The sequence below is a fragment of the Brevundimonas sp. genome, from assembly GCF_032107865.1.
Lineage (GTDB): Bacteria > Pseudomonadota > Alphaproteobacteria > Caulobacterales > Caulobacteraceae > Brevundimonas.
In genome coordinates, this window is sequence record NZ_DAMCNG010000124.1 from 1 (window position 1) to 8,253 (window position 8,253).

At 62.3% G+C, this 8,253-nt stretch carries 5 protein-coding genes; 1 reads left to right on the forward strand and 4 read right to left on the reverse strand.

Going from position 1 to position 8,253, the window contains the following annotated elements:
• A partial coding sequence (locus RT567_RS10875) for a polyphenol oxidase family protein (RefSeq protein ID WP_313576394.1) occupies positions 1 to 409 on the forward strand: 409 nt, incomplete at its 5' end.
• Here the strand turns inward: RT567_RS10875 and RT567_RS10880 are convergent.
• The 4 genes from RT567_RS10880 to RT567_RS10895 all read right to left on the reverse strand — a co-directional run bounded on the left by RT567_RS10880 (position 410) and on the right by RT567_RS10895 (position 7,660).
• Positions 410 to 1,597 (reverse strand): serine hydrolase domain-containing protein, encoded by a 1,188-nt coding sequence (locus RT567_RS10880; RefSeq protein ID WP_313576395.1) that lies wholly within the window; start codon positions 1,595 to 1,597, stop codon positions 410 to 412.
• 44 nt (positions 1,598 to 1,641) lie between these two features.
• Positions 1,642 to 2,541: a UDP-3-O-acyl-N-acetylglucosamine deacetylase gene (lpxC, locus tag RT567_RS10885; protein ID WP_313576396.1), complete on the reverse strand. Its 900-nt coding sequence runs from the start codon at positions 2,539 to 2,541 to the stop codon at positions 1,642 to 1,644.
• Positions 2,542 to 2,746: 205 nt separating this feature from the next.
• The gene (gene ftsZ, locus RT567_RS10890; protein WP_313576397.1) at positions 2,747 to 4,339 is read right to left on the reverse strand and encodes a cell division protein FtsZ; all 1,593 of its coding nucleotides are present in this window, start codon (positions 4,337 to 4,339) and stop codon (positions 2,747 to 2,749) included.
• A gap of 261 nt (positions 4,340 to 4,600) precedes the next feature.
• Positions 4,601 to 7,660: a TonB-dependent receptor plug domain-containing protein gene (locus RT567_RS10895; RefSeq protein WP_313576398.1), complete on the reverse strand. Its 3,060-nt coding sequence runs from the start codon at positions 7,658 to 7,660 to the stop codon at positions 4,601 to 4,603.
• Positions 7,661 to 8,253 lie beyond the last annotated feature (593 nt).

The window sequence follows — 8,253 nt, forward strand, 5'->3', positions numbered from 1 at the left end:
CGTGGTCGGCGCCGCCCACGCAGGCTGGAAGGGCGCCCTGGGCGGCGTCGTCCACTCGACCGTCACAGCCATGCAGGCCCTGGGCGCCGAGCCGTCGCGCATCGTCGCCGTCGTCGGCCCCTGCATCGCCCAGGACTCCTACGAAGTCGGCGCCGACTATCAGGACCGCTTCGCCCACCACGACCCCGGCAGCGAACGCTTCTTCGCCCCCGGCGCAGCCGAAGACAAACGCCAGTTCGATCTGCCCGGCTTCGTCCTGTGGCGGCTGGAGCAGGCGGGCGTCGGCGAGGCCGCCTGGACCGGCGACGACACGCGCGTGGATGCGGATCGTTTCTACTCCAACCGCCGCGCCTATCTGGCGGGCGAACCGGACTTCGGCCGGTTGATCTCGGCGATTGCGCTGGCCTGATCAGCCGGTCGTGGCGGCCACGACATCGCGAACAGCCCGTCGCAGATCACGCATCACAGCCCGCCCCCCGGGCGCACCGTTGCCGTCGACATTCAGGAGAATGGCGGTCGTCAGTCGCGTGGGAATGACCGTATCGCAAACCGCCACAAACCCCTGGACGGCGCCGCCTCCCCTCAACGCAGGTCGCCCTTCCATAGGGTCCAGATAGACGCCGGCTCCGTAAAGGATTTCAGAACCGGCATCGTCTGTCGGCAGACTGCCGCTGGATAGCCGCGCCGGCGTGGTCATGAAGGCCAGACTATCCGCACTCACGACCCGCCCGCTGAGCAGGGCCGAGCGCCATAGACCCAGTTCCTCGGCGGTGGCGCGCATGGCGCCCGAAGCGCCAGCGTAGCTCATAGCCGCGTAAGGGGCGTTGGCGAACTTGGCGCTGGATTCAGGCTGCGCCACATAGCCGGAGGCCCGCCCGTCGATCACCTCTCGCCCATCGTCAACGGCCGTGTTCTGAAGACCAAGCGGACGCAGGAAATCAGCCATGGCCTGCGCATACGATCCCGTGATGCTTTCGATCACAGCGCCGAGCAAAACATATCCAGAATTGCTGTAGGCCCAAGCCGCCCCCGGCTCCGACACGACAAGGGGCTCAGCCCCGGCCACGACCTCTACCATCTCCTGCACGGAGCGATCTTGCCGTGACTGCTCGAGGTAGGTCTGCGCGCTAACTGTCGAGGTGTAGTTCGAAAGTCCGGACGTATGGGTCAACAACTGTCCCAACGTCAGCGCCGGGACAGGAAATGACGGTAGAAACCGACCCAATGGATCATCAAGCTGGAGACGCCCTTTCTCAGCCAGAGAGAGTACGAGAGCGGCCGTGAATTCCTTGGTTACCGAGCCAATCCGGAAAACCGACTTGGCGTCCATTGCGGTTCGCGTCTCAAGATTGCTCAGACCGAAACCACGCGAGAACAGGACAGCGTCGCCTCGACGAACACAGACCTGCATACCCGGAACGGCTTGCGACAAAATCGCCGCCTGCCCTACGGCCTCCACCGCGTTCCAGGCATCTCCGACGGCTGGCGCGGCGCTCTTGGCCAAGGCTCCAGTCGCCACGACACCGCTCGCCGCTGTTGCTCCGAGAAGAGTTCGACGAGAAACGGACGCCTTCATGGGCCGGGAGTATTTGATCATGTCCTGATCAATACCCTCGACTCAAATATCCTTGGAAGTTGAATTCAGCCCGCCATCGCCATGTCGGGCACGCGCACCGTTTCGCGCCAGGCGCCGGGCTGGGCCAGCAGGGCACGGACCAGCTTGTTGTTCAGGGCGTGGCCCGCCTTGACGCCTTCGTAGCGGCCCAGCAGGGGCGCGCCGAGGACATACAGGTCGCCGATGGCGTCCAGCGCCTTGTGGCGCACGAACTCGCGCTCCATGCGCAGACCGCCGGGGTTCAGGATCTGGTCGCCGTCGATGACCACGGCGTTCTCCAGCGAGCCGCCGCGGGCCAGACCGGCCTGACGCAGGGCCTCGACCTCATGGGCGAAGCCAAACGTCCGGGCGGCCATGATGTCCGAGCGGAACGTCGCCTCATCCACCACGAAATCCACCACCTGCTTGCCGATGACCGGCGTCGGGAAGTCGATCTCGAAGCGCATTTCATAGCGGTCGCAGGGCTTGAGGACGGCGGACTTGTCGCCCTCCTCCACCCGGATCGGCTTCAGGATCTCGATATAGGTCTGGGGCGCTTCTTGACGGCGGAAGCCCGCACGATCCAGCAGTTGCACGAACTGCAGCGCCGAGCCGTCCAGGATCGGCAGTTCCGGTCCGTCCACCTCGATCACGGCGTTAGAGACGCCCAGGGCGGCCAGGGCGGCCATCAGGTGTTCGATGGTCGACAGGCGCACGCCCGCCGCGTTCTCGATCATGGTGTTCAGGCGCGCGTCCACGACCGCCTCGCCCGAGACGGGGATGCGGTTGTCGCGATCGGTGACGTCCGTGCGCACGAAGACGATGCCGTGGCCGGGCGCAGCCGGGCGCACGACCAGGCGCACGCGGCGGCCGGTGTGCACGCCGACGCCAGCGCAGATGGCCGGGGCGACGATGGTCTGTTCGTACTGGTCGTTGCGGACCGTCACTCGGATACTCTCTATTGCGCGACCCGCCCCAAACGGGACGGTCTTCGCCTCACCTGTCGTTTACGCCTCGAGGCTCAAGCCCGAAATGAAAGTCGGGTTTCGGATTGTTTCGGTTCGACGACACGTCCCGGCCCCTGCCCCCACACATAAAAACGCCCCGGAGGTCGGCTCCGGGGCGCTTCAATATCAGGACTTTTTGGGTCGATCAGTTCGCGAGGCGGCGGAGAAAGGACGGGATCTCCAGGTCGTCATCGTCGGACTGGCCCACCTGCGGGTCTTGCTGCTGCGGCTGCATCGATTGCGTCTGGCGCAACTGCTGGGTCGTGCGGTTAGACGAGGGCGGCGGCGCATAGGACTGTTGCTGCTGCGGTTGCTGGCGCTTGCGGCCGAACAGGCTCCAGCCGCTGCGGCGGTGGTCACGCTCGTCGTAGAAGGGCTCCTCGGCGGGCTCTTCATGACGGGCGGCCGGACGCTGGGCCGGTTGTTGCGGCGCCGGTTGCTGACGCTGCGGCGCGCGATCGAAATAGAGGTCGCCCTGTTCCGAAGACGCGGCGGGCTGGGCGCGACCGGCGCCCTGCTCATATTCCTCGACCCACGGATCGACGATCGGCTCCAGGTTACGCGGTGCGTCACGGATGATCGGCTCGGGCTTGGCCTCGATCTTCGGCTCGGGCGCGCGGGCGGCCGGGGCTTCATAGACCGGAGCGGGCGCCGGCTGCGGCGCGGCTTCGCGTACCGGGTCGATGCGGACTTCCGGCTGACGCGGGGCCGCGTTCGGCAGGCCGCCCGTACGGCCAAAGCTCTGCCCCTGCGGCTCGATCTGCTGGATGACGGCTTCATCCATGCCGGTCGCGACGACCGAGACGCGGATCTTGCCGTCCAGGGCCGGATCGAATGCGGCGCCGAAGATGATGTTGGCGTCGCCGTCCACTTCGCCGGCGATGGCGTTGGCGGCCTCGTCGACCTCCAGCAGGGTCATGTCCATGCCGCCGGTGATGTTCACCAGCACGGCCTTGGCGCCCTTCAGGCTGGTTTCATCCAGCAGCGGGTTGGCGATGGCGTTCTGGGCCGCCAGCAGGGCGCGGTCGTCGCCCGTGGCCTCGCCCGTGCCCATCATGGCCTTGCCCATCTCGCTCATCACGGCGCGGACGTCGGCGAAGTCGAGGTTGATCAGACCTGGCAGGATCATCAGGTCGGTGATCGAGCGCACGCCCGAGTGCAGCACCTGGTCCGCCATGCCGAAGGCGTCGGAGAAGGTGGTGCGTTCGTTGGCGACGCGGAACAGGTTCTGGTTCGGGATGACGATCAGGGTGTCGACGTAACGCTGCAGCTCAGCCACGCCGGCGTCGGCCAGGCGCATCCGGTGGCGACCCTCGAAGGTGAAGGGCTTGGTCACCACGCCAACGGTCAGGATACCGCGATCACGCGCGCACTTGGCGATGACCGGCGCCGCGCCGGTGCCGGTGCCGCCGCCCATGCCGCAGGTGATGAAGACCATGTGCGCACCTTCCAGGTGCGCGTGAATCTCGTCCGCGCTCTCCTCGGCGGCGTTCATGCCGACTTCGGGGTGGGCGCCCGCGCCCAGACCTTGGGTGATCGTTTCACCCAGCTGGATGCGGCGGTCGGTCTTGGCGAAGCTCAGGTGTTGGGCATCGGTGTTGGCGACGACGAACTCCACGCCCTCAAGGCCGGAGTCGATCATGTTGTTGACCGCGTTTCCGCCTGCTCCGCCTACGCCGAACACGACGATGCGGGGCTTCAATTCCGTGGCTTCCGGCCTGACCAGCGAGAGAGACATTGTATTATTCCGACCTAAGGACCCTGCCCTTCGTCCCCGATGCGAACTCCCCGCCGAATCGCATTGGTTATGAGCGCGTTAAGGAAAACCCTGACTGCGTTAACGAAGGGTTACCTCGATAATATGAGTCGCAGGCCCGCAGAGAGGAAAATTTGCAGTGACGCTTTAATTTCAAGGCGTTTGCGCCTCCACATAAGAAAAGGAGGCGGCGCTTGGCGCCGCCTCCTCCACACAACCCGAAGGCTGTAGGCTTCCTATAGCTTAGAAGTTCATCCGCGCGCCCACAACGAAGCGGCGGCCCAGACCGTCATAGACATCCGGCTGCGTAGTCCAGCCCGTAGGCTGGCCCCAATTCTGGCCGATGTAGACATACTCGTCGAAGATGTTGTCCACGCCAGCAAAGACCGTGGCCTTCGGCGTCACCGCATAGCGAACTTGCAGATCCGAGAAGGTGGTCAGGTCAATACGACCGTCCTGATCGTAATTATTGCAGGGATCGAGCTGATCAAAGCAGCTCTGACCGATGAACTGCGTTTGCCAGGACACCGTTAGCGCATCCCGACGATAGAGCAGATCCAGCGTAGCCTTGTTCTTGGAGTACCCCGTCATACCAGCCGTTTCGACTAGTTCACCGCCCGGCAGCGATGACGTCTTGTACTCTTCAAGACGTTGATAAGACAGGCTGGTCGTCAGCGTGCCCCAGTTGCCATTCCAGTCCCTCGTCACCGGGAAGTTGTCGAGATCCAGGGTGTAGCTCGCCATAACGTCGAACCCGCTCGTCTTGAACGTACCCAGATTTTGCGTTTGCGAGTTCAACTCACGCATGGCGCCGACCTGCGCCGTACCGGTCGCATAGCGTACGACCGCCTGGCAGAACGGGCTGTTGGTGTCGTAAACCCCGCCGCTGTTGACGTAGCACTCGTTCAGGCTGGTGCCGCGCGCCAGGTTCGCGATGATGTCGTCGATTTCGATGTTGAAGTAATCAACCGAGAGCGAGAACGGCGCAAGCCAGTCATACCAATCGGCGTTGAACACCAGGCCAGCCGTAAAGCTGGTGCTTTCTTCCTGCTTCAGGTCGGCATTGCCGCTGTTGAAGCCACCGGTGCCTTGAGCTTCTGCCTGGGTTTGAGCGAAGACGCCATCACGAGCCACACGAGCCGCCAAGGTCGGATCAGCCAAGCAAGCCTTGGCGTTATCGCTGCCCACCGTGCTTGCATCAACCCCACTGGCCAACACAGCGCTGGGATCCCCGATGTTCTGACGCACATTGGTGAAGGCCGCCTGGCCGCCACTGATCGTCAGACCACGGCAGGGGTCTGCGTTGGTCGGGAAGGTCTGCGAACGTCCCGAGAACATTTCGCTAATATTCGGAGCACGAACAGCAACTGAATACTGCGTACGCAGCTTCAACCAGTCCGTAGGCATGTATTCAAGCGACGCGGCCCAAGCAGTGGCGTTACCGATCGTCGAATAGTCGGACAGACGACCCGACAGGTTCATGTCCAACAGATGGGCGAAAGGCAGGTCAGCAAGCAGCGGAATATGCAGCTCGGCGAAACCTTCTATTACATTGAACTCACCGCGAGTTTCTGGAGCGATGTTTCCGCTGGCCAGCCCCTGCTGCAAGGTGGCGTCCGGCGTATTGCGCGACTCCTCCCGGCGATACTCGCTGCCAACCACGAACTTAAACGGGCCGGCGGGGAGTTCGAACAGGTCGCCGCCAATGAACCCGCTCAAGACCTTCTGGTCGACAAAGGAATCGAACGTGTTTTGAACTGAGATGTAGTCGACCACTCCCTGAGAGGCTCCGCCTTCTTCAAAGATCTTGAAGGGCGTGCAACCCCGAGCGCGTTCGGAAATGTTGCGGCAGGCCAGGACGCCGCCACCCGTATCCACCACATCCAAGGTATTGATCAGGCGGTCCTTCAGGATGCCGCCCATCGTCAACTGCTGTTCCGAGCTACGGCCCCAGTTGGCGCTAATCTCATAGTTGAGGTTCATCGAACCCGGCAGTTCACCATTCAGACCCGCCACGACACGGAACAGGTCGCGAGTGGCTTCGTTTTGGCGGTTACCGAACTCAGTCATGCGGCGCTGGAAGCCAACCACGCGCTGGCTGTCTGTCAGGCCGGGCGTGCCCGCGCGAACCATATTGCGGATGGATTCCGGGACAATCGCGCTCAGAAGCGGAATGCCGTAAAGGCACCCTGTTGCGCCACATTGCGGGTTCAAGCCAATGTCTTGAGTATCCCGGAAAATGTCGGAGCCGCCAACCGGGCTCGCCTCAATATCACTCTTGGTATTGCCGCGGAAATAGGAGCCTTCAAAGAAGAAACGGTTGTTATCGTTGAAATTATAAAGCGCCTGACCTGAGAATTGCAGCGCAGAGTTCGGCACTGAGAGCAGACGTTGCGCTTGGCGGTTGTAGCCGTCCGAAGCTACATAACGGCGCGCCAGCCCCGTCGAGGGGTTGTAAACGGCATTGACGTTACCCACGCCGATGCCTGGAATAATAGCGACACCACCCGGGGTGAAGCTCGAGCCGTAGAAGTAACGCGTCTCGCCGAACGTGCCCCCAAAGTTCAGGCCGTTGGCGCCGTCGACAGCCATATCACGATCAGCACGATCCGCGGCAAAGACCGCCTTGTTGTCCTGATAAGACAAGGTACCGACGAAGTTGCCCCGGTCGTCGGCGAAGTTTGAGCCGAACTTGGTGCCAATCTTGAAGGATTCACGGTCACCACGGTCCGTGATGCCGTACTGGCCGAACATCTGGAAGCCTTCGTAATCCTTATCGGTAATGATGTTGACTACGCCGGCAAGGGCATCGGAACCGTAAATCGACGAGGCGCCGCCCGTAACGACGTCAATGCGATCGACGAACTCGGTCGGCAGACTATTGAAGTCGACGATCTGGGTGCCCGGCAGACCCGCAACGAAACGGCGGCCGTTGACCAGCACCAGGGTGCGATCTTCGCCGAGGTTGCGCAGGTTAACGGTGGCGACACCATTGCCTTGGGTAAAGAAGTTAGAGTTCGTCGGCGTCAACGACGACACGCCTGCGGCAGGCAGCGTACGCAGGATTTCACCCAGGTTCACTTCACCCGTCGTCGCAATGGCTTCCGCCGTAACGACCTGCACCTGAGTCGGAGCTTCTTGGTTGGGGCGCGCAATACGCGAACCCGTGACGACGATTTCGCCGACCTGGGTCGCGGCTTCTTCCCGCTCTTCCTGCGCCGTTTGTGCAAAGGCCGGAGCCGACATCGCGAGAACGCCCGCGAGCATCGTGCTTCCGAAGAGATATCTGCGTTTCAAGTGCATTTTGGACCCCAACTTCAAATGGAAACTGCACAGCGCAACGACTCTGCGCCACGCTTACAAAACAGGGGTCTAAGCGAAAAATGGAGGCAGGCAACCTTTGTGGCTCAAATTGGACCATTAGGCGTCATCGCTGTAACAATGAAGACACAGTTTGAACACAGACAGCCTATCATCGATATTTGTCGTATTGGATGTGGTTTTATCTAAATTTGCCAAATTGGATTCAAGTTGAATTCCATTTTGAAGATTTTTTCCATATCGCTGATTAGTCATTACGGGCACAAATGAGGCGCGCCTGTTGAGGTATGCGCTGGCGTGCGCCATCACTCCCATGGCCGAGCCGTGGGATCTGGGTCCGTAGATGCGCTCAAACGCTCAGATTCAGACGGATAGAAATCGTCGCCTTAGAACGCGGCCAACCTTTTACAGATTGTCGCGCAGCCAGCCCGCCGCACGGGCGACCATGCCGCCGCGGTGCACCTTGGGGGCGTCGGCAGCAGTGATCTGGCGGGACATCAGCTTGCGGGCGGAGACCGCCTCGCGCGGGCCGTATGCGGCGCGCAGAAGGACGCCTGCAGCCGAGCAGAAGGCCG